This is a genomic window from Tardiphaga sp. P4_G1, assembly GCF_056401215.1.
Window position 1 is genome coordinate 124504 of record NZ_JBFUJU010000005.1, and the last position, 20421, is coordinate 144924.

Below are 20421 nucleotides of genomic sequence, written 5' to 3' on the forward strand. Positions count from 1 at the left end.
GCTATGCTTCGATATCTCGTCATATGTTGGTATCTTTATGCTACGAGTCTGGAATTGCATCGAGTTGCAGCATGACTGGCGGCAGATTCTGCTGGCGGCAGCGGTGTGTTTTCTCTCCAGCCTTGCTGCCGTCAACCTGTTCACGCGCGCCCGCACCGCATTGCCCGATACGCGCCTTGCGTGGTTGATTACCGCAGGCGCGGTCACCGGATTCGGCACATGGGCGACGCATTTCATCGCGATGCTCGCATACACGCCTGGTTTCGAACTCCACTACGACCTCATCATCACCGCCTGTTCGCTCGTCGCCTCTGCAGTGATGACCACGGCCGGCTTCGCCATCGCGCTGTTCAATCGAACCAAACGGAACGCGCTGGCCGGCGGCGCGGTGATCGGCCTCGGCATCGCCTGCATGCACTATATGGGCATGGCGTCGCTGCGCATCCCCGCCATCATCCAGTGGATGCCGGACCTCGTGACGGTGTCGGTCGTCGGCGGCATGGTGATTGCCGCGTTGGCGATCCTCGTTGCCCAGACCGCCGACCGGTCCGGCAAGCTGCTCGTTGCCGCACTGCTTCTGACGCTCGCGATCTGCGTACATCACTTCGTTGCCATGGGCGCGATCGATCTGACCTACAATGCCGCAGCCGCTGAGAACCAAAGTCTGCTGTCGCCGATCGAACTGTCGCTGGCCATTGCGGCCTTTACCGCCGCGGTGGTGATCGCGGGCCTCGTCGTTGCCGTAACAGATCAGCGCACCCGCCGCAGCATGAGCAAGCGCAATCTGCAGCTCGATGCGGCGCTCAACAATATGGAGCAGGGCCTATGCATGTATAGCGCCGATGGCCTGCTCGAATTGTGGAACGAAAGCTACATGCGCATGTACAACATCCCGCCGGCGAACATGCTCGCCGGCGTGACCGAGGATCAGATGCTGGCGATGCGGGCGGCAGCTGGCACGCTGTTCGTCGATATGGATAGTTATGAGATGAAGATGCGGACGGCGCTCGCGGATCGCGTGCCGAGCAGCCAGACCGCCGAGCTGCCGGATGGACGCGCCATCAATGTGCGCTACCGGCCGATGAAGAATGGCGGCTGGGTCGCGACCCACGCCGACATTACCGACCGCAAACTCAGTGAAGCGCGGATCGTGCATCTCGCGCGGCACGATCCGATCACCGATCTGCCCAATCGTGTTGCCTTCAACGAACATCTGGCCCGCGTCTTCAACGAGGCCTCGGCGGGACACGGCTCGTTTGCGATCGCGCGGATCGATATCGACCGCTTCAGAGAGACAAATGATGTATACGGCCAGGCCACCGGAGACGCCGTACTGGCCGAGCTGGCGAAGCGGCTGGCGCAAGCCTGTAAGGGCGCATTTCTGGCACGGCCGAGTGGCGATATCTTCTCGATCGTGTCAAATCTCGGCGCGGATTCGCAAACAGCGGAAGATCTCTGTGCGCGGTTGTCGGGCATTCTCGATAATACGTTTCAGATCGACGGCCAGCACGTCAATGTTCGCTGTAGTATCGGCATCTCCGTCTATCCGCAGGACGGCCAGGATATCGAAGCTCTCATTGCGCATGCGGATCTGGCGCTCGACCGCGCCAAGGCCGAGGAACGCGGCACCATCCGCTTCTTCGAGGCTGCGATGGATCAGCACATCCGCGAGAAGCGACTGCTGCAACGTGATCTCGTGGTGGCGGTCGAGAACAAGCAATTCCAACTCTATTTTCAGCCGCAGGCGACCACCGAGGGCGCTGTCGTCGCCTTCGAGGTTCTGCTGCGCTGGCGGCATCCCGAGCGCGGCATCATCTCGCCGACGGTGTTCATTCCGCTGGCGGAGGAGAGCGGTCTGATAGGCGCGATCGACGAGTGGGTGGTGCGCGAGGCCTGTCGCGAGGCGGCGACCTGGGTCAATCCGCTGTCGATCGCCATCAACCTGTCGCCAGTCAACTTTCAGCGTGGCGATGTGCCCGGGATGCTCGCCGCCGTTCTTGCGGAAACCGGTCTATGCCCGAAGCGTGTCGAGATCGAGATCACCGAAGGCGTGCTGATTGACGATTTTGCTGGTGCCATCGCGATCCTGCACGCCGTCAAGGAACTGGGCGTTCGCGTCGCTATGGATGATTTCGGTACGGGTTATTCGAGCTTGAGCTATTTGCAGGCTTTCCCCTTCGACAAGATCAAGATCGACCAGACCTTCGTGGCCAATCTCGAGGACAATCCGCAGTCCGCGGCTATTGTTCACGCTATCATCGGGCTCGGCCGCTCGTTAAAGCTGCCGGTGATCGCCGAGGGCGTCGAGACCGTCGCCCAAATGTCGTTTCTTGCCGCCGAGGGCTGTGCGGAGATCCAAGGCTTCCTGATCGGCCGCCCGCAGCCGATTGCGCACTACCAGAGCGTCGTCAGCGCCCCGGGTGGTACCGCCGCCGCTGTGAAGCGAGCCAGCTAGCTCTGGGCCCTCACACCGGCAGTGCGATCGAATACTTCACCTGGCTGAGGGCGAAGCTGGATTCGATCGAGGCGATGCCGTCGAGCCGCGTCAGCTTGTTCTTCAGGAATGCCTCATAGGATGACAGATCCGCCGCGACGACGCGCAAGAGATAGTCGCGGTTGCCGGTCATCAGATAGCATTCCAGCACTTCCTCCCATTTCGAGATCGCTTTCGCGAAACGGTTGAGGTCTTCCTCTTTCTGCCTGACAAGCTTGATGGAGATGAAGACGCTGACTGGCAGCCCGATCGATTTCTGATCGACCAGCGCCATGTAGCGGGTGATGACGCCGCGTTCTTCCAGCAATTTCACCCTGCGATGGCACGGCGAGATCGATAGCCCGACCTTCTCGGCGAGCTCCTGCATGGTGATGCGACTGTCGATCTGCAGTGCGGCGAGTATCTTGCGGTCGATTGCGTCGAGGGCTGACATTGGGAAAATTCCATGAAATCTGAACCAGAACAATTCATTTATCCCAATATGGCCGTGGTTGTCGCGATGAATTGAGAAAATCCCGCAAGGGCGCCTGCTAGAATGGCGACCTCATCACGAACCAGCGCAGCTGGCCGACGCGGGAGCCCACCATGCCGATCGATCATCATCGCCTGCAGACCCTGACCGCCTTGGCGCGCAAGGTGCTCTGGCTCTCGTCATGGACGATCCACAACGCCAATCACATCCGCCCCAATACCGACGGCCTTAAGGTCGGCGGCCATCAAGCCTCGTCGGCGTCGCTGGCGACGATCATGTCGGCGTTGTATTTCGCCGTGCTGAAGCCGGAAGACCGCGTTGCGGTGAAGCCGCATGCGAGTCCGGTGTTCCACGCCATTCAGTATCTGTTCGGCAACCAGACGCGCGAGAAGCTCGAGAACTTTCGCGGCTTCAAGGGCGCGCAGAGTTATCCGTCGCGCACCAAGGACATCGACGATGTCGATTTCTCCACCGGCTCGGTCGGCCTCGGCGTCGCGCAGACGCTGTTCTCGTCGCTGGTGCAGGACTACGTCTCGGCTCACGGCTGGATGAAGGACCGCCGCGAAGGCCGCATGATCGCGCTGGTCGGCGATGCCGAGATGGACGAGGGCAATATCTTCGAAGCCTTGCTTGAAGGCTGGAAGCACGGGCTGCGCAACACCTGGTGGATCGTCGACTACAACCGCCAGAGCCTCGACGCCGTGGTGCGCGAGGGGCTGTGGGAGAAGTTCGAATCCATGTTCCGCAACTTCGGCTGGGATGTGGTGATCGTGAAGTACGGCCGGCTGATGCAGACGGCTTTCGCCGAGCCCGGCGGCGCCGCGCTGAAGACCTGGATCGACAACTGTCCGAACCAGATCTATTCGGCTTTGTGTTTCCAGGGCGGCGCAGCGTTCCGCAAGCGGCTCAACGACGAGATCGGCGATCAGGGGCCGGTGTCGCGCCTGATCGAGGCGCGCAGCGACGAGGAATTGCTGGCACTGATGTCCAATTTGGGCGGCCACGACATGGCCAGCATGGTCGAGGCTTTCGAAGCCATCGACCACGATCGTCCGGTCTGCTTCATCGCTTACACCATCAAGGGCGTCGGCCTGCCGTTCCAGGGCCACAAGGACAACCATGCCGGCCTGATGACGCCGACCCAGATGGAGACCTGGCGTGCGGCGCAGAACATCCGGCCCGGCCATGAATGGGACAAGTATGAAGGCCTGACGCAGGACGTTTCGATGCTCGATGCGTTTCTCAAGGATGTGCCCTTCGTGCAGCAGGGCACGCGGCGCCTGAGCGCTGAGGTGATCGATGTTCCCGCGCATCTCTCGTTCAAGCCATCGCCGGAAATGTCGACGCAGCAGGGTTTCGGCCTCGTGCTGCATGAGCTGGCACGCGGCGATACCGAACTGGCGTCGCGTATCGTCACCGCATCGCCGGATGTCACCGTGTCGACGAACCTCGGAGCATGGGTCAATCGGCGTGGGCTGTTCGCACGCGCCGAGAAGGCCGATCACTTCCGCAGCGAGAAGATCCCCTCCACCTTCAACTGGGATTTTTCGCCGAAGGGCCAGCATCTCGAACTCGGCATCGCCGAGGCGAACCTGTTCATCCTGATGTCGGCCTTGGGCCTGTCGAGCAGCATCAACGGCGTCCGCCTGCTGCCGGTCGCGACGCTGTACGATCCCTTCATCGAGCGTGGTCTCGATCAGCTCAACTATGCCTGCTATCAGGATGCCCGTTTCATGGTGGCGGCGACGCCGTCGGGCATCACGCTTGCGCCGGAAGGCGGTGCTCATCAGTCGATCGCGACGCCGCTGATCGGCATGGCGCAAGACGGGCTCGCATCATTCGAGCCGGCTTTCGTCGATGAGCTCGCCGTCATCATGGGTTGGGGCTTCCGGCACATGCAGCGCGACGCGGGCACTGATGACAGCGGCCAGCGTGCCGGCGGCTCGGTTTATCTGCGGCTCTCCACGCGCACCATCGAGCAGCCGCAGCGTATGATGACGCCGGAGCTGCAGCAGGGCATCACTGATGGCGCCTACTGGCTGCGCAAGCCGGGCGCCAATTGCGATCTGGTGATTGCCTATACCGGCACGCTGGCACCGGAGGCGATCGAGGCAACGGGATTGCTCGGCGACAGCCATCGCGACATCGGCCTGCTGGCGATCACCTCGGCGGATCGTCTCCATGCCGGCTGGACATCGGCGCGAAAGATCCGCCGCGACAGGCGCAACCCGCAGCATCTCAGCCACATCGAGAAGCTCCTGCAGCCGCTGCCGCGCGACTGCGGCATCGTCACCGTGCTCGACGGCCATCCGGCGACTTTGGGCTGGATCGGCAGTGTGTGCGGTCATCGTATGGAAGCGCTGGGCGTCGAACAATTCGGCCAGACCGGCACCATCGGTGATCTCTATCGCCATCACGGCATCGACGCGAATGCGATCGTCGACGCGGCGGAGGAACTCAGCGGCATTCCAGTGCTGCATCGGAAGATGGCGGTGTAGGTCTCTTAACCTCTCCCCGCTTGCGGGGAGAGGTCGCCGCGTCTTCGCGGCGGGTGAGGGGCATGGCACGACGTCGCCATATACTCGCAATTCGCGGATCGGAATCTGTGCGACATGCCCAGGGTGAATTGGAACGGCTATTGTGCCTCGCCCCTCATCCCACCCTTCTCCCCGCGCAGAGCGGGGAGAAGGAGCGCACGGCCGGTGCGTTTCTCAAAACGCCTTGAACGTAATGATCGTATGCGTGTCCTGGATGCCCGGGATGGTCTGAACCTTCTCGTTCACGAAATGGCCGATGTCGGTGGCGTTATCGACGTAAAACTTCACCAGCAGGTCGTAATGCCCAGCGGTGGAATAGATCTCCGAGGCGATTTCGGCTTCGGCCAGTGCGTTGGCGACGGCGTAGGACTGGCCAAGCTTGCACTTGAACTGGACAAAGAAGGGGACCATCGGTTTTCTCCGGAAACGGGCGATTTTAGAGATCATCAAGCCCAAAACAGGGTGCGGCGCAAGCCGCCAGCATGTCGCCGCCTTGCTGGTTCACGACTGGCGGGGTAGGACTGGTATGGCTGCTTATCCCTTGATCTCGTGCGAGTTTTTCCGATGCCCACACCCGTTGCGCTGACCATTGCCGGTTCGGATTCCTCGGGCGGCGCCGGCATCCAGGCCGACCTCAAGACCTTCGCGGCGCTGGGCGTCTATGGCGCGTCGGTGATCGCAGCGCTGACCGCGCAGAACACCAAGGGCGTCACCGGCATCCATCAGGTGCCTGCGGAGTTCGTGAGCGAGCAGATCAATGCCGTGTTCGTCGATCTCGCGGTCGGCGCGGTGAAGATCGGCATGGTCGCGCAGCGCGATGTGATCGAGGCCATCGCCGCGGGCCTTGCGACATGGCAGCCGAAACATGTGGTGCTCGATCCCGTGATGGTGGCGACCTCAGGCGATCGTCTGCTGGCGCCGGAGGCCATCGCCGCGCTGCGCAGTACACTGATCCCGCGGGCGCAGATTATCACGCCGAACCTGCCAGAGGCCGCCGCGCTGCTCGACGAGCCGATGGCAGAGGGCGATGCGGCTATCGAGGCGCAGGGCAAGCGTCTGCTCAAGCTCGGCTGCAAGGCTGTGCTGATCAAGGGCGGCCATGGGACCGGCCCGGAGAGCACCGACTATTTTATCACCGCAGACCGCGCCATCGCATTGCCTGCGCCGCGCGTGGCGACGAAGAACACGCACGGTACAGGCTGCACGCTATCGTCAGCGATCGCCGCAGGGCTTGCCAAAGGCGAGACGCTGGAAGCCGCGGTGCGTTCAGCGAAAGCGTATGTCACAGCGGCGATCGGCGCCGCTGATCGGTTTACGGTCGGGCACGGCCACGGCCCGGTGCACCACTTCCACGCATTCTATTAGGCGTATCAAGATCGGCTCAAACCAACCTCGGCGCGCTCCAATCGCCTGAGCATCGGCTCGCGCACGAGCCCGTTGCATCTCATGGCCTATGACGAAGGAATGTCGTGTGCCGCTTACGAGCCGTCGCGGCAGACGCTCACCATGTAGATTGTGAGCTCATTCGTGCCGATGAGGCTGTAGGGATCCCCGACCCCCTGTTCGCGGAGCCATTTCATCTGAAGGTCATAGGCCTGGCGTTCGTGGGCTGCCACACACGGAGCTTCGACGTTGTTGGCCCGTTGCACGTGATGCACGAGCTCGTGCAGCAGCGCGCTCTTCTGCCGCAAATTGACCGGTTGCCATTCGTGGGGAAGGTAGATCGCGCCTTGTTCGCGGCTGTAGAGGGCTTGAAATTCGAGCCCGCTATTTTCCGGCGCACCACTTAGCACAGCCATTTCTGCTGACGTCGCGAAATGGATTGGCGGGTGAGCCGGAGGGGCGAAGCCGGTTTGGGCAATGATCCATGCGATATAGGTGGCGATCAGAGCGTTCACGTAGTGACCTCATGCGGATATGGCCTGCGGGGAATTGGACGCTTCAGTTGCGTAATCGTGGCGAGGATCAGAAAAGGCCCGAGCTCAAATCCAGGCCGTAAGTGAGCGAGAGTACGAACACCAGAATTCCGGCTCCGCAGAAAAACAGAAAATGCTTGAGCACATCGGCTCCGGTGATCGAACGAAGAGCGCGGGACATCGCGCTCGCGATTGCAGCCATGTCAGCCTCACGATTGTTGCCTCTTCGCCAGCCGCAGTCAGTCGCCCCAGGCCGCTATATTCACGGGGCGACTGTGCTCGGGCGCCGCCCGTGCCAGCAGGACGCCACCAATCACGTGCACAATGCCGAAGCCGATAAGGATCAGGATGATCAGGTGCGTCTCGCTCAGTCGCCTCACGTTTCTTTTCCTTTCACTGTTCTGTATTTGACGAGCACGCATTTTCGCGTCTGGTGATGGAATGGGCTTGCCAGGATTGGTTTCGACGCGGTCGGAGATGAGATGCTGGTAGCGATGAATGACGTTGATTGCCTGTCCGCGACGTGATTCATGAAGTGCGCTGACGATCATCGAAGCCCCCATAGGTGCTAGAGACGGCGCCGGAAAGTCGGTCTTCATCGCTCTTTTCCTGATACTTCACGGGATGATGCAGGTGAGCTTGCTGACCGCTCGGCCCGCCTGACACCCCTGAAATTTGCATTGAAACTTCGCTGTGCTTGCTAGCATTGGCAGCGATGCTACCGCGGCGTTGGCTTTGTTCGCCTACGGTAGCGGCAAGCTCGACATGTGGTATGTGACGAAATCATCGGAAGCGAGGTCAGGCTGATCGGCTTGGGGCCTTTGGCTCGTTGCAGCCAAAGCAATCAACAAAATCGAGCCATAGAACGCGATCACTCCAGTTCTCCATCTCGCGACGACTCGTCGTTCGTCTTCGGTTGAGAGAAAGGCATACGATCGCGCTCGTAGTTGCGCGGTATTGGTCAATGCGACCTCCTGCTTGATGGCTACTTCGAAATCGAACTGAGATCAGTCGCCTCCGAAAAGGAGGGGTGAGACGGGAGGCGTGGTGTGCGAGGCCGCCCTGGCTTTCGGAGCGGCCAGGGAAGTCAGCGCCACATCAACTCCGGCGAGGACTGCAATGATGTGGCGCGTGCGCATGACGGGTTCCGGGTGAAGTTGCTCTGCGCCGAATGCCATTCGCATCTCGTCGCATTTTGACTTGAACCCGCCGCCGTCTCACCGGCGTTAGTCAGCCGTCATCGCTGCGTTAATACTGCTCGCAAAGTTGCCAATCTGAGTTAAATGTATATTCAGAGGACGCATTTGTTCAAAACTTGGAAGTAGCCGACGGTGTGCCCAAAATTTAATCTTTCGCTTTTGGGACGCGTCGTGCTCACCGGGCCGAACGGCGTGGTCGGCTTGCCAAACAAGAAGCTCTCGGGATTGCTTGCTTATCTGGCTTGCATGGCACCGGAGCCTCAGCCGCGCGAAAAACTGTCGACCCTGTTCTGGGGGTCTTATTTCGACGCGCAAGCAAGGCAGAACCTCCGTCAGTCACTGTTTAAGCTACGTCAAATTCTGGGTCGCGATGCTCTCAAGAGCGATGGCGAGTTCGTATCGCTGAATACGACGGTGATCCTGTGCGATATCAGCCGGTTCGAGGCCCTGGTGCGGGAGGGCGGCCGTGATGCGCTGGGTGAGGCAGCGGATCTCTATCGAGGGCGCTTCGTCGATGACATCGGAGTTACCGAAGAAGGCTGGAGCGATTGGCTGGCTGGCGAACGCCAGCGATTTCAGGAGCTGGCTCTGACTGCGATGGTCGGGCTCGGCGAAAAAGAACTGGTCGCCGGTCGCGCTGATCACGCATTGAAGGCCGGGCACCGTGCCAGCGCACTGAACAACATGCGTGAGGATGCGCACCGGCTGATCATGCAGGCTCTGTCTGCAACCGGGCGTAAAGCTGAAGCGCTCAAATACTATCAAGAGGTCGTTGGGCTTCTGAAGCGAGAGCTCAACACAGAGCCGGACGAGGCAACCAGAGCGCTCGTTGCTGAGTTACGCAGAGCCCAGACACTGATCGAATCGGCGGCTGTCGGCGAGATCGAGATATCGACTCCACTTGCGCCTGCTCTGATGATGGTCGCGGATCAACCATCCATCGTGGTTCTGCCGTTTCGGAACATGAGCGACGAGCCGGAGCAGGAATACTTCGCTGATGGCGTCACCGAGGACATCATCACCGCTTTGTCGCGCTTTCGCGAATTCGTGGTCATTGCACGCGGATCGAGCTTCGCCTTCAAGGATAGAAGGCTGACCAGCCGGCAAATCGCGCAACAACTCGGTGTTCAATACGTCCTGAGCGGCAATATCCGCAAAGCGGGCAACCGCATTCGTGTATCGGCCGAACTGACCCATGCCCGCGATGAGGTTCAGGTCTGGTCTGATCGCTACGATCGCGCCATCGTCGATGTTTTCGATCTGCAGGATGACATCAGCGCGAGCGTCGCAGCAGTGATTGATCCGGCCGTGCGGAGCGCCGAGGTCGAGCGCGCAAGGCGCAAGCCGCTCTCAGATCTTTCGGCTTACGACATCTACCTGCGAGCGCTTCCCCATCTATGGAACGGAACCCGTGACGGGATCACGAGGGCGATCGTATTGTTGCGACAGTCTCTCAACCGCGATCAGCTGCGCCCAGCCACGCTGGCGTCCCTTGCTTGGGCACTTGTCATGGCGTCGCCTCTGGGGGCCGCAGCGTTGCCGGAAACGTTGGTCGAAGCCCTCGTCTTGGCGCGCCGCGCCGTCGAGCAAGATGGCGCAGATGCTTTCGCCCATGCGGTCTATGGCTTCACATTGTTTGGTCCGGTCGGCAACAACGATCAGGGGCGCATCCACTGCAAGGAAGCTGTGCGCCTCAATCCAAGCTCCGCCTTCGCCTGGGGCATTCTTGGAATGATCGACAGCATGGGGGGCGACTATGAGCATGCTGTCACATGCCTTCACCGGTCGATCGCCCTCAGCCCCTACGACAATATGCTCCATTTTTGGATGACGGGCCTGGCTGCATCATGCTTTGCGCTCGGACGCCCTGAGGATGGTGTCTTGTGGGCGCGCAACTCGATCCAGCAAAATCCGGCCAACGGTACGGGCCATCGCATGCTGGTAGCCAATCTTGTAGCCGCCAGGCGATTGGAAGAGGCCCGCGACGTGACGCGTCAGCGCGATGCCGTGCAAAAGACAACTATAACAGAGCTTCGTGCCATGCGCTTTTTCAAGCAGGACGACGATCTTGAACGTTACTTATCGGCTCAGCGCGAAGCCGGCGTTACGGCTTGAACTTCACGCGCCGACTGCAGATATCAACGTCCGGACGGTCATGAAGATCAGGATGAGCGAGCCCACAGTCCAAAAGGTCGCGCGTACCTCATGAATCTGTCCGGTGAGATAGGCGATGAAGTGAAGCAGACGTGAGGCGACGTAACCGTATAGCAGCCATTGGGCGAGCAGCAGGGACGGTTGCGTGAGAATGTAGAGCAAACCCGCGACCAGGAAGTAGGGCAGGCTCTCGAGGTCGTTCATTTGGATCCGGCGAATCCGCTCGACGCGCTCGTTGGGCAAGAGTTGCGCCGGGTCGGGCGCGGGGTTCATCGGCGTCTTCTTGATATCCTCGGGTGAACGGTAGCCGCCTTTGACGTCGACCATACGGACTACAGTCAGCCACGACATCGCCACAGCCTTGAGGATCGTCAGGCTCGCAGCAATGACGTAGGTAGCGAATAGCGGATCGTTCAGAGTGAGTTTGTCCAATGTGCCGTCCCCCATAGGCCATAGATCGTATCTATGGCCCAGCGCGTTTCCCAGCGAAATACAATGTCTGTGTCTGTTTACGCGGGATTTGGCCCCCCGTACGAGTGCTGATCGGGGGCTGTCGCCTCTTGGTCATCAGTTTTGCGGGAGGAGACGGCTGAAGGAAGGTAGTTTGAGGCAAAGCTTGACGATGAGAGGGAGCGCGAGGACAGGGATGACGCACGCAGCGACATAACCCTCCGCGAGAGATGGCAGACCAAAGCTGGCCGCTGCCCACACGAGAGTGACATTACGGTTTCCGCTCACGAGGCCTATCGTTCCAGCGGTCTGTAACCCCATTCTCGCGAATGTCAAAGTTGCGAGCACGCACAGTCCAAAGTTGGAGACGACCGCCGCGGCGAGCATGACATCGAAACGTAGCGGATTGCTGATCCAGTGGGTCCGTATGCCCTGTGAGGTTGCCAGTCCGACGATGATGAGTCCGATAACGGCGACCCCGGTGGCAGCGTGTTGGTCGGGCAGAACGGGCATCAGATTCCGGCGAAACCGTATTGCCAGAAAGGCAACCAAGCCTGCAGCGCCGATGATGCTGAACAATCGGATAGCCAGCGCGCCCATGTCGAATTCAATTCCAAGTCCGAGCACTGTGGCAAAACACGGAATTGAAATCGGCGTGAGGAGGGTGAGTGCGATGGATACGAGTAAAGCGAGACGTGTTCGCAGACCAAGCATCCCAGCGATCGCGGCCGCGCTTCCGACCGGCGGCGCCAGGAGCGAAAGCAGAACACCGGCCCGCAGCGCAGGATCAAGCGGAAGGAAGGACAGTAGAACCGCAGCGGCCAGCGGAAGCGCCAGGCCAACCCAGGCAACCACCAGGGCCATCAGGGGCAGACGAATCCTGGCTTCGGATGGCGCGAGACCGGCTGTGAGAAACGAGCCTAGTGTCAGGAGAAATGCTGAGAACGGCAAAAGATCGTAGCCGAAATGGGCGAGAGGTTGGATCAACAGCCCTGCAAAAAGCGAGATCACCAAAAGCGCCGGCCCTTGTCCGCCGAGTGCGGATAATAGCTTGCCAACAATCTGCACGCGCGCCCCTTGCCTCGTTTACGTATTTGCCCTGGGGGGCCTCTCAAGTGCTCCGCGGAATGCGAAGCAATCGCGATCGCAATCATTGGAATTGCAGCGGTCTGAAATCGGTAACTATCTGGCAAAAACTCTTGCGACCCGAACGTGCGGCGGCAGGACTCGCGTGACACCCGTTGAAGCCTGTCGACGTCGTCGCCGGCGTTAGTTGGGCGCTACAGAAGCGTTGTTGAAAGATGGGCGCAGTATGAGCGTTACATCGTCCGATCAACCGTTGTTGGAAAAGACGAATGTTATGCTCTTGGTCGAGCGCAGTTCCGCCGCAGCAATCGGATTATGATTTTGGACTAGCGGCGCTTCAGTAGCCAGGGCTCCCAGAAAAACCGTGACGCTTCGGCATGCGCTTCGTACAGGCCGATGCCGATATCGTGGAGAAAATCGGGCCTGTCTCTGATGTCCGCGCGCAACTCTGCCCTGAAGCGGGCTCGCTGCCGCCACGTGGCAGGCAGGCTCAAGATCGCACCGACACGCAGATGATCGTCGCCTGATACAAACTGGGCGTAGGCGCGCATGGTGGTGCTCCGATTCTTGCGACCGGATATCCCGGCACATTGCTGCGTGACAAGCATTGAAGCCTGTCGACGTCATCGCCGACGTCAGTCGGGCGTCAGAGCAGCGTTATTTTCGCTTAAGGCGTCGCGAAAAGGCCGCCAGGCGTGTCGAACCCGTTCAGGAAGGGCTTCGTCTTGCACATTCTGCGCGTCAGCACTGGATTCGCGATCCAGGCGCTCTAGCGGCTCTGTGGGTACATATCAGTTACGGTAGTCCCTTTGGCGGCTCCCTGGCGTATCCAGCGGCACTTCTCCTGCGACGCTCTGTCGTCGATCTGTCATCCCGGCTTGATATCAGCCGAACGGCAAATGGGTTGTCCGATTCTTTCGGACACGCTGGGCGGAACCTTCGATGACGACGCTGGATCTCGAAAAGTCCATTGTTGAAACGGCCTATGCACGCTGGGCTCCGATCTATGATGCGGTGTGCGGTCCCGTGATGCTGAAGGGGCGCCGTGCGGCTGCGGAAGCAGCGCGCGCTGTGGGCGGCAAGGTGCTTGAAGTCGGCGTCGGCACCGGCCTGTCATTCGATGACTATGATGCGACAACCGAGATCACCGGTATCGATCTCAGCGCGCCCATGCTCGCCAAGGCGCGCGCCAAGATGGCAACCGGCCGCTATCCATGGGTCAAGGACATCAGGGAGATGGACGCCCATGCCATGACATTTTCTGACGCGACCTTCGACTGTGTTGTGGCGCAGTTCGTTATTACTCTGGTCGAGAATCCCGAGCAGGTGCTGTCGGAATGCCACCGAGTGGTGAAGCCGGGCGGCCGCATCATTCTCGTCAATCATCTGTATTCGGAGACTGGTCTGGCAGCTGCCGTCGAGCGCTGGGCCGCCGTGAAGACCCGTTCCCTCGGTCTGCGCCCGGAATTCCCGTTCGCGCGGCTGCAGGCGTGGTCGCAGGCGAACGCTGAATCGATCCTCGTCGAACGCCGCAAGGTGGCGCCGTTCGGCATCTACACATTGGTTACTTTTGAGCGAACCGCGGCGGCGCTGGCGGCGTAAATCGTCATCGCCGTGTCATGCAAATCAGTTAGCTGCTCGACATGGAAAGAGACGTGATGAGTGAAGGCAACGAAAAGCGCTTTCGCACCTTGTTTATCTCCGACGTCCACCTTGGCGCCCGCGGATCGCAGGCTGACCGGCTGCTGGACTTCCTCCGTACCCATGATGCCGATACCATCTATCTCGTTGGCGACATCGTCGATGGCTGGGCGCTGAAATCCGGCTGGCACTGGCCGCAGTCCCATAACGACTTCGTCCAGAAGATGCTGCGCAAGGTGCGCAAGGGCGCCAAGGTCGTTTACATTCCCGGCAATCACGACGAATTCCTGCGCAGCTATTACGGTACGCATTTCGGCGGTATCGAGGTCGTCGAGACTGCGACGCATGAAGGCGCGGACGGCAAGAAATATCTCGTCATCCATGGCGACATTTTCGACCTCGTGGTGCAGAACGCGCGCTGGCTCGCCCATCTCGGCGACAAGGCCTATGACTTCGCGATCCAGATGAATCGTCTGGTCAATGCGCTGCGTAAATTGTTCGGCTTCCCTTACTGGTCGCTGTCGAAATGGGCCAAGATGAAGGTGAAGAACGCCGTCAACTATATCGGCGCGTTCGAAGAGACGCTGGCCGGCGAGGCACGGCGTCATGGCGCTGATGGCGTGATCTGCGGCCACATCCACTACGCGACGATCCGCGACGAACACGGCATCCGTTACATGAATTGCGGCGACTGGGTCGAAAGCTGCACCGCGCTGGTCGAACACGAGGATGGCCGCTTCGAGATCATTACCTGGACCGATCCGGTCCGCCGCGGCATGCCGGTGCAGGCGCTTGCACCGGCCAAGGCGGCGTGAAGGATGGCGGCCTGATGCGCATTCTCGTCGCTACCGACGCCTGGCATCCCCAAGTCAACGGTGTCGTACGCACGCTGACAATGATGGCGGAGGCGGCGAAGGGCTTTGGCGTCGATGTGAGTTTTCTCACGCCGGAATCGTTTCGCACGGTCGGGCTGCCGAGCTACGCTGATTTGCGCGTTGCGATCCCGAGCCGCCGCAAGATTGCACAACTGATCGACGAGGCGAAGCCCGACAATATCCATATCGCCACCGAAGGCCCGATCGGATTTTCGGTGCGTGCCTATTGCCGCCGCCGGAGCATTCCCTTCACCACCAGTTTCCACACGCGCTTTCCCGAATATATCTCGGCGCGTTTTCCGATACCGGAATCCTGGGTCTGGGCCGGCCTGCGCCGCTTCCATGGCGCCAGCTCTGCCGTGATGGCGGCTACGCCAGCGCTCGCGACCGAGCTACGTGACCGCGGCTTCCGCAATGTCGTGCTGTGGCCGCGCGGCGTCGACGCCAATCTGTTTCATCCGCGGCAGGTCGATCTCGGCAAGCCGAAACCGATTTTCCTCTCGGTTGGCCGCGTCGCCGTCGAGAAGAACCTCGAAGCCTTCCTCGATCTCGACCTGCCGGGTACGAAGGTCGTGGTTGGCGACGGCCCGGCACGTGCCGCGCTCGAAGCGAAATATCCCGAGGCGGTGTTCACGGGCGCGTTGCAGGGAGAAGCTCTGGCCGTTGCCTACGCCTCAGCCGATGTCTTCGTGTTTCCGAGCAAGACCGACACCTATGGTCTCGTCCTGCTCGAGGCGTTGGCGAGCGGCGTGCCGGTGGCAGCCTTCCCGGTGACGGGTCCGAAGGACGTGATCGGCGGGTCGCCGGTCGGTGTGTTGTCGGATGACTTGCGGCAGGCCTGTCTCAAGGCGCTCGAAATCTCGCCGCAAGATTGTCTCAAGTTTGCTGCCGGTCACACCTGGGAAGCGTCGGCACGCGCTTTCGTCAACAATATCAGCCATGTGCGGGCCGAAATCGCCGCCCGTGCACCGTCCGCAGCGAAGCATCCGCGTTTCGCTGCCTGACATGCTCTTTGTATAGCTTGCCCGCCGGTTGTGCCGCGCGATAAAATGCGCGCATGACAAACACCCCATTGCCGATTACGTCCGCCGATATCGATGCTGCCGCGCGCGTCATCGCCCCTTATGCAGCGCGTACGCCGTTGCTCCGGTCGCCTGCGCTCGATGCGCTGACCGGCGCGAAAGTGTTCCTGAAGCCGGAAGTGCTGCAGCGGACCGGCTCGTTCAAGTTTCGCGGCGCCTTCAACAAGATTTCCTCGATCCCCGAGGGGGAGCGCGGCAGGGGCGTCGTCGCATTCTCGTCCGGCAATCATGCGCAGGGCGTAGCCGCTGCAGCGCAGATCCTCGGCATGAAGGCGACCATCGTGATGCCGTCCGATGCGCCGGTGTCGAAAGTCGAGCGCACCAGGGGTTATGGCGCCGAAGTCGTGCTCTATGATCGCGACAAGGAAGACCGCGAAGCCATCGCCCGCGACATCGCCGGCAAGAGCGGCGCCACGGTCGTGCCGCCCTATGACGATCCGTTCGTGATGGCCGGGCAGGGCACTGTCGGCCGCGAGATCGCCGAAGACATGGCCGCCTTGGGCATCGTGCCGGACATCGTGTCTGCGCAGGCGTCCGGTGGCGGCCTGATCGGCGGCATCGCGACCGCCGTGAAGGCGCGATTCCCCGAGACCTCGATCATCGTCGCAGAGCCCGCGGGCTTTGACGATCACGGCCTCTCATTGCGCGCCGGCAAGCGCGTCGCCCACAGCAATGCGGGGCGAACGATCTGCGACGCTCTGATGGCCCTGACGCCCGGCGAAATCACCTTCGCCGTCAATCAGCATCTGCTGTCGGGGGGCGTCACGGCCACCGACGACGAAGTCCGCAAGGCAATGGCCTTTGCGTTCCGCGACTTGAAGCTGGTGGTCGAGCCCGGTGGCGCCGTGGCGCTGGCTGCGCTGATGCACGGGCGTTTCGACGCGCGCGGCAAGACGGTGGTGATCGTTTTGTCCGGCGGCAATGTCGATGCGGATCTCTACGCCAGGATCATCAACGCCTGAGCTGAAGCGCTTACGAGAAGAACGCGATCTTCTCGGCCTGCGTCATCTTGCGGATCGGCGCCAGCGGGTCCGACGCCGGCGCGTTCGGATCCGCGATCACGCCGCCAGCAATCAGCGCTGCGCCAAGGGACGGCGCGGCGGCTTCCACCGAAGGCACCAGATCCGGCTGCGGCGGCTCGGGTGCCAGTGCAACCTCGGCGATCTGCGCTAGCGTCATCAGATCGGGATTGAGGGCTTCGGGCTCGGCTGGCTGAACAGCGACAGCTTCAACCTGCATCACCTCAGGCTCAAGGTATTGAGGCTCGGCAGGCTGAGGCTCAATAACGTCGGGCTCGCTCAGATCGAGCGCGCCCATCTCTGCGGCGACCATATCGAGGACGGCGAGGTCATGTTCGTCCTCAGCAATCCCTGCCGTTTCAGGCGCCTCCGGGACATCGTCCGCAGCGATAGCCGCGGAGACCTCGGCCATCGTGGCGGCAAGCTCCGCGGTGGCTTCTGCGACAGGCGCGGCCGTTTCAGCGACGGTCTCTACGACCACCGTCTCTGCAACGGGCGGCTGTACGGAGGCGCGCGGCGGTTCGACGCTTGAGATCGTGACCGTCTCAGCCAGCACTTCGCTCGCCTGCGACTTGAACAACGGCGTCACGGATGCTTCGCGCGCTTCGGCGACAACGGGCTCGACCTTTTCGGCAGCCGGAGTCGGTTCGGCCTGCGCAACCGTCGCCGCGCTGCCATCGACCATCTGCTCGACCCGCTGCATCAGCAGATCGTAGCTCGCCAGCACATCCTCACGGCCATTGCCATTGAGAGCCTGCTGGCCGGCCTCGATAGCCTTGACCTGCGTGTCGAGCAGATCGCAGATCCGGGTGTCGGCGCCGCATTCACGCAGCGTCCAGGCGATCTCGCGGATGATGCGGGTGCCGTTACGGGCGCCGGTCAAAACCTCGTCGGCGTCGACGCGCGGCATCGCCTCTATGGCGCTGGCCTTGGCCTGACGGACGGCAGAACGGATCGCGCCGAGCGCGGCGATCAGGCTCAGCGCCGGCGCCTGCTTCTGGGCGGCGAGATTGGCTTCAAGGCGCGTGACGGCTTCGAGAACCAGGCTGGTATCGGCGGTGCGGTTGCGCTTGGCATATTCGGCAAGAAACCAGCGGCCGCGCGCGGTCTCCATGAAGGCTTCGCGGATCGCGTCATAGTCTGCCTCGCCCGGCAGGGTGGGCCGGGCGGAGATCGGCGACAGGGCAAATGCTTCTTCGGCCATCATGATAACTCGTGGCGCGCACAGGGATGCGCGGTATGTAACCATCTCCACGATCCCGTGGCGAATCGCAGTTCACCTCATGATAGCCGAATCTGCCACCCATAGCGCCCCGCAAATCCGCCGCAAATTCGCGCAGCGGCTGGCGATGTTCTACGGCACGGTGTTCGGCTCCAGCGGCTTCTATCTGCCGTTCTTCCCGGTCTGGCTGAAGGCGATCGGCATCGACCCGACCTGGATCGGTGCCATCCTGGCGGTGCCGTCGATGACGCGCTTCACCACGCTGCCTTTCATCACTGCTTTTGCGGAGCGCCGTCATGCCCTGCGCCAGACGATGATTGTCTGTGCCTTTCTCACCATGATCGGCTTTGCGACAGTAGGCACGCTACGCGAACCGCTCGCCGTGCTCCTGGTGTTCGCGCTGACGGCAGTGGTCTGGACGCCGCTCACGGCGCTGACCGATGGCTATGCGCTAAAAGGTGTGGTGCGCTTCGGCTTCAGTTACGGTCCGCTACGGCTGTGGGGCTCGGCCGCCTTCGTGGTTGGTGCGCTTGCCTGCGGTCTGGTGGTCAACTGGCTCGACGGTGAGCATCTGATCTGGGTGATTGTTGCAGCGATGGTGCTGTCGGCTGTCGTCAGCCTTGGTCTGCAGCCATTGGGCGCGCCGACAGGCGACGGCACGGTGCTCTCGAAGGCAAGCGCATTGCTGCGCGATCCCGGCTTCCTCGCGATCGCGATCTCCGCAGCACTGATCCAGGGCAGCCATGCCGGCTACTACACCTTTGCGTCGATCACCTGGCAGGCGGCTGGGCTCGACGGCCTCACCATCGCTGGTCTATGGACGCTCGGCGTGCTCGCCGAAATCATCCTGTTCGCGGTGTCGCCGCGCCTGACATTGGCACCTGCGACCATGGTCATCCTCGGTGGCCTCGGCGCATTGTTGCGCTGGACGCTGACCGCGCAAACGCTTCCGCTCCCGATTCTCGTGGTTGTGCAATTGCTGCACGGCGCGACCTACGGTCTGACGCAACTCGGCACAATGGGCCTGTTGCTGCATCACGTGCCGCCGCACGTCATGGCGCGGGCACAGGGTTATGTCACCGCCTGCACAGGCCTTGTGATGAGCAGCATGGCGGTTCTGTCAGGCGCGATCTATGCACGTTACGGCGAGGGCGTTTACTACGTGATGGCCGTGCTTGGCCTTGCCGGCGCGACCGTCATATGGTTCGGCCGGCATCGCGCCGGGCAGCCGCCGGACGTTGCGGGCGATCAGCCCCAGAGCGCCGCGTCGGGCGGATAGACCGTGCTTTCGTCATAGCGCAGACCGCCGTCGCGATCTCCGGCGAGCAATAGCGGGCCATCAAGATCGACGAAGCGTGCATATTGCGCAATCAGCATCGCGGGCGCCATCGCGAGCGACGTCGCCACCATGCAGCCGACCATGATGTCGAGATTCATGGCGCGCGCGGCATCGGCCATCGCCAGCGCTTCGGTCAGGCCACCGGCCTTGTCGAGCTTAATATTGATCGCATCATAGCGCCCGCGCAGCGCCTCGAGCGAAGCGAGGCCATGCACGCTCTCGTCGGCGCAGACCATGATCGGCCGATGCACATGCATCAGCGCATCATCCTTGCCTGCCGGCAGCGGCTGCTCAATTAGCGTGACGCCGGCGTTATGGCAGGCATCGAGATTGGCTTTCAGGTTGTCCGGCGTCCACGCCTCATTGGCATCGACGATCAACTCGGATTCCGGTGCGGCCTGGCGCACGGCCTTGATGCGGCTGATGTCGTCGTCACTGCCGAGCTTGATCTTCAGCAGCGGCCGGTAGGCGGCCTTTGCGGTGGCGGAGGCCATCGCCTCGGGTGTACCAAGCGAGATCGTATAGGCGGTGGTGCAGGCGCGCGGTGCCGGCCGCTGCAGCATGTCCCAGACGCGCTGGCCCTGGCTCTTGGCTTCGAGGTCTAGCAGAGCGCAATCCACCGCGTTGCGGGCGGCACCGGCGGGCATGGCCGATTGCAAGGCGTTTCGGTCGAGGCCCGCGGCAAATCGGTCCTGCATCGCCAGGATGGCGGCCAGCGTGGCCTCCGGGGTCTCGCCATAGCGCGCATAGGGGACGCACTCGCCACGGCCGGTCAAACCGCCGCGGTGGATTTCGGCTACCACGACGACGGCCTCGGTCTTGGCGCCGCGGCTGATGGTGAAGGCGCCAGCGATCGGCCATTGCTCGATCCGGGCGGTCATTAGGGCGGGGGCAGCGTCGGATGCGGACAATGCGGCGTCTTTCGGGCTGTGCCG

Annotated in this window: 19 protein-coding genes; 9 read left to right on the forward strand and 10 right to left on the reverse strand. The window is 61.7% G+C overall.

The genetic code is table 11. From position 1 onward, the window contains the following. The first annotated feature begins 37 nt into the window (after nt 1–37). Nucleotides 38–2455 (forward strand): bifunctional diguanylate cyclase/phosphodiesterase, encoded by a 2418-nt coding sequence (locus AC1DUY_RS13280; protein ID WP_478114811.1) that lies wholly within the window; start codon nt 38–40, stop codon nt 2453–2455. 10 nt (nt 2456–2465) lie between these two features. Here AC1DUY_RS13280 and AC1DUY_RS13285 read toward each other — a convergent pair whose 3' ends face one another. Next, a complete protein-coding gene (locus AC1DUY_RS13285) occupies nt 2466–2927 on the reverse strand; it encodes an Lrp/AsnC family transcriptional regulator (RefSeq protein ID WP_175366591.1) in 462 nt (153 codons plus the stop codon). A 152-nt stretch (nt 2928–3079) separates the two neighbouring features. Between AC1DUY_RS13285 and AC1DUY_RS13290 the strand changes: the two genes are divergently transcribed. Continuing rightward, on the forward strand, nt 3080–5464 hold the full coding sequence (locus AC1DUY_RS13290) for a transketolase (RefSeq protein ID WP_478114813.1): 2385 nt from the start codon (nt 3080–3082) through the stop codon (nt 5462–5464). Nucleotides 5465–5677: 213 nt separating this feature from the next. Here the strand turns inward: AC1DUY_RS13290 and AC1DUY_RS13295 are convergent, their stop codons facing one another. Then, entirely contained in the window at nt 5678–5914 is a 237-nt protein-coding gene (locus AC1DUY_RS13295) for an Lrp/AsnC ligand binding domain-containing protein (protein WP_068735543.1), read from the reverse strand. Nucleotides 5915–6067: 153 nt separating this feature from the next. Between AC1DUY_RS13295 and thiD the strand changes: the two genes are divergently transcribed. Further along, nucleotides 6068–6868 (forward strand): bifunctional hydroxymethylpyrimidine kinase/phosphomethylpyrimidine kinase, encoded by an 801-nt coding sequence (gene thiD / locus AC1DUY_RS13300; RefSeq protein WP_478114816.1) that lies wholly within the window; start codon nt 6068–6070, stop codon nt 6866–6868. Nucleotides 6869–6981: 113 nt separating this feature from the next. Here thiD and AC1DUY_RS13305 read toward each other — a convergent pair whose 3' ends face one another. The 3 genes from AC1DUY_RS13305 to AC1DUY_RS13315 form a co-directional block, all read right to left on the reverse strand. Beyond that, nucleotides 6982–7401: a DUF6647 family protein gene (locus tag AC1DUY_RS13305; protein ID WP_478114818.1), complete on the reverse strand. Its 420-nt coding sequence runs from the start codon at nt 7399–7401 to the stop codon at nt 6982–6984. Between the two features lie 67 nt (nt 7402–7468). Next, complete coding sequence (locus tag AC1DUY_RS13310) at nt 7469–7621, reverse strand: hypothetical protein (protein WP_170849546.1); 153 nt, start codon at nt 7619–7621, stop codon at nt 7469–7471. A gap of 37 nt (nt 7622–7658) precedes the next feature. Then, the gene (locus AC1DUY_RS13315; protein ID WP_441230268.1) at nt 7659–8018 is read right to left on the reverse strand and encodes a hypothetical protein; all 360 of its coding nucleotides are present in this window, start codon (nt 8016–8018) and stop codon (nt 7659–7661) included. An 846-nt stretch (nt 8019–8864) separates the two neighbouring features. Here AC1DUY_RS13315 and AC1DUY_RS13320 point away from each other — a divergent pair. Beyond that, complete coding sequence (locus AC1DUY_RS13320; RefSeq protein WP_478115272.1) at nt 8865–10733, forward strand: BTAD domain-containing putative transcriptional regulator; 1869 nt, start codon at nt 8865–8867, stop codon at nt 10731–10733. A 3-nt stretch (nt 10734–10736) separates the two neighbouring features. Here the strand turns inward: AC1DUY_RS13320 and AC1DUY_RS13325 are convergent, their stop codons facing one another. The 3 genes from AC1DUY_RS13325 to AC1DUY_RS13335 form a co-directional block, all read right to left on the reverse strand. Beyond that, nucleotides 10737–11204 (reverse strand): MAPEG family protein, encoded by a 468-nt coding sequence (locus AC1DUY_RS13325; protein ID WP_478114820.1) that lies wholly within the window; start codon nt 11202–11204, stop codon nt 10737–10739. A gap of 135 nt (nt 11205–11339) precedes the next feature. Continuing rightward, a complete protein-coding gene (locus AC1DUY_RS13330; RefSeq protein ID WP_478114822.1) occupies nt 11340–12290 on the reverse strand; it encodes a hypothetical protein in 951 nt (316 codons plus the stop codon). Between the two features lie 344 nt (nt 12291–12634). Beyond that, the gene (locus tag AC1DUY_RS13335; protein ID WP_478114824.1) at nt 12635–12859 is read right to left on the reverse strand and encodes a DUF1127 domain-containing protein; all 225 of its coding nucleotides are present in this window, start codon (nt 12857–12859) and stop codon (nt 12635–12637) included. 391 nt (nt 12860–13250) lie between these two features. Between AC1DUY_RS13335 and AC1DUY_RS13340 the strand changes: the two genes are divergently transcribed. Genes AC1DUY_RS13340 through AC1DUY_RS13355 form a run of 4 tightly spaced genes read left to right on the forward strand, consistent with a single transcriptional unit; the run spans nt 13251 to nt 16868 of the window. Continuing rightward, entirely contained in the window at nt 13251–13910 is a 660-nt protein-coding gene (locus AC1DUY_RS13340) for a class I SAM-dependent methyltransferase (RefSeq protein WP_093756645.1), read from the forward strand. A 56-nt stretch (nt 13911–13966) separates the two neighbouring features. Then, complete coding sequence (locus AC1DUY_RS13345; protein ID WP_374725715.1) at nt 13967–14764, forward strand: UDP-2,3-diacylglucosamine diphosphatase; 798 nt, start codon at nt 13967–13969, stop codon at nt 14762–14764. A 14-nt stretch (nt 14765–14778) separates the two neighbouring features. After that, on the forward strand, nt 14779–15828 hold the full coding sequence (locus tag AC1DUY_RS13350; RefSeq protein WP_478114826.1) for a glycosyltransferase family 4 protein: 1050 nt from the start codon (nt 14779–14781) through the stop codon (nt 15826–15828). A 53-nt stretch (nt 15829–15881) separates the two neighbouring features. Then, the gene (locus tag AC1DUY_RS13355) at nt 15882–16868 is read left to right on the forward strand and encodes a threonine ammonia-lyase (protein ID WP_478114828.1); all 987 of its coding nucleotides are present in this window, start codon (nt 15882–15884) and stop codon (nt 16866–16868) included. Between the two features lie 10 nt (nt 16869–16878). Here AC1DUY_RS13355 and AC1DUY_RS13360 read toward each other — a convergent pair whose 3' ends face one another. Next, nucleotides 16879–18132, reverse strand: coding sequence for a hypothetical protein (locus AC1DUY_RS13360; protein WP_478114830.1), 1254 nt, complete (start codon nt 18130–18132; stop codon nt 16879–16881). A gap of 76 nt (nt 18133–18208) precedes the next feature. On the opposite strand from AC1DUY_RS13360, the gene AC1DUY_RS13365 reads away from it, so the two are divergent. Beyond that, a complete protein-coding gene (locus tag AC1DUY_RS13365) occupies nt 18209–19426 on the forward strand; it encodes an MFS transporter (protein ID WP_478114832.1) in 1218 nt (405 codons plus the stop codon). Here the strand turns inward: AC1DUY_RS13365 and dgcA are convergent. Beyond that, entirely contained in the window at nt 19396–20367 is a 972-nt protein-coding gene (gene dgcA / locus AC1DUY_RS13370; RefSeq protein ID WP_478115274.1) for an N-acetyl-D-Glu racemase DgcA, read from the reverse strand. The genes AC1DUY_RS13365 and dgcA overlap by 31 nt on opposite strands. Nucleotides 20368–20421: the final 54 nt, after the last annotated feature.

What these genes read in the sequence shown, in the direction of transcription:
- AC1DUY_RS13280 (WP_478114811.1), top strand. Translation starts at nt 38, where the DNA reads ATGCTACGAGTCTGGAATTGCATCGAGTTGCAGCATGACTGGCGGCAG.
- AC1DUY_RS13285 (WP_175366591.1), bottom strand. Translation starts at nt 2,927, where the DNA reads ATGTCAGCCCTCGACGCAATCGACCGCAAGATACTCGCCGCACTGCAG.
- AC1DUY_RS13290 (WP_478114813.1), top strand. Translation starts at nt 3,080, where the DNA reads ATGCCGATCGATCATCATCGCCTGCAGACCCTGACCGCCTTGGCGCGC.
- AC1DUY_RS13295 (WP_068735543.1), bottom strand. Translation starts at nt 5,914, where the DNA reads ATGGTCCCCTTCTTTGTCCAGTTCAAGTGCAAGCTTGGCCAGTCCTAC.
- thiD (WP_478114816.1), top strand. Translation starts at nt 6,068, where the DNA reads ATGCCCACACCCGTTGCGCTGACCATTGCCGGTTCGGATTCCTCGGGC.
- AC1DUY_RS13310 (WP_170849546.1), bottom strand. Translation starts at nt 7,621, where the DNA reads ATGGCTGCAATCGCGAGCGCGATGTCCCGCGCTCTTCGTTCGATCACC.
- AC1DUY_RS13315 (WP_441230268.1), bottom strand. Translation starts at nt 8,018, where the DNA reads ATGAAGACCGACTTTCCGGCGCCGTCTCTAGCACCTATGGGGGCTTCG.
- AC1DUY_RS13320 (WP_478115272.1), top strand. Translation starts at nt 8,865, where the DNA reads ATGGCACCGGAGCCTCAGCCGCGCGAAAAACTGTCGACCCTGTTCTGG.
- AC1DUY_RS13335 (WP_478114824.1), bottom strand. Translation starts at nt 12,859, where the DNA reads ATGCGCGCCTACGCCCAGTTTGTATCAGGCGACGATCATCTGCGTGTC.
- AC1DUY_RS13340 (WP_093756645.1), top strand. Translation starts at nt 13,251, where the DNA reads ATGACGACGCTGGATCTCGAAAAGTCCATTGTTGAAACGGCCTATGCA.
- AC1DUY_RS13345 (WP_374725715.1), top strand. Translation starts at nt 13,967, where the DNA reads ATGAGTGAAGGCAACGAAAAGCGCTTTCGCACCTTGTTTATCTCCGAC.
- AC1DUY_RS13350 (WP_478114826.1), top strand. Translation starts at nt 14,779, where the DNA reads ATGCGCATTCTCGTCGCTACCGACGCCTGGCATCCCCAAGTCAACGGT.
- AC1DUY_RS13355 (WP_478114828.1), top strand. Translation starts at nt 15,882, where the DNA reads ATGACAAACACCCCATTGCCGATTACGTCCGCCGATATCGATGCTGCC.
- AC1DUY_RS13360 (WP_478114830.1), bottom strand. Translation starts at nt 18,132, where the DNA reads ATGATGGCCGAAGAAGCATTTGCCCTGTCGCCGATCTCCGCCCGGCCC.
- AC1DUY_RS13365 (WP_478114832.1), top strand. Translation starts at nt 18,209, where the DNA reads ATGATAGCCGAATCTGCCACCCATAGCGCCCCGCAAATCCGCCGCAAA.
- dgcA (WP_478115274.1), bottom strand. Translation starts at nt 20,367, where the DNA reads ATGACCGCCCGGATCGAGCAATGGCCGATCGCTGGCGCCTTCACCATC.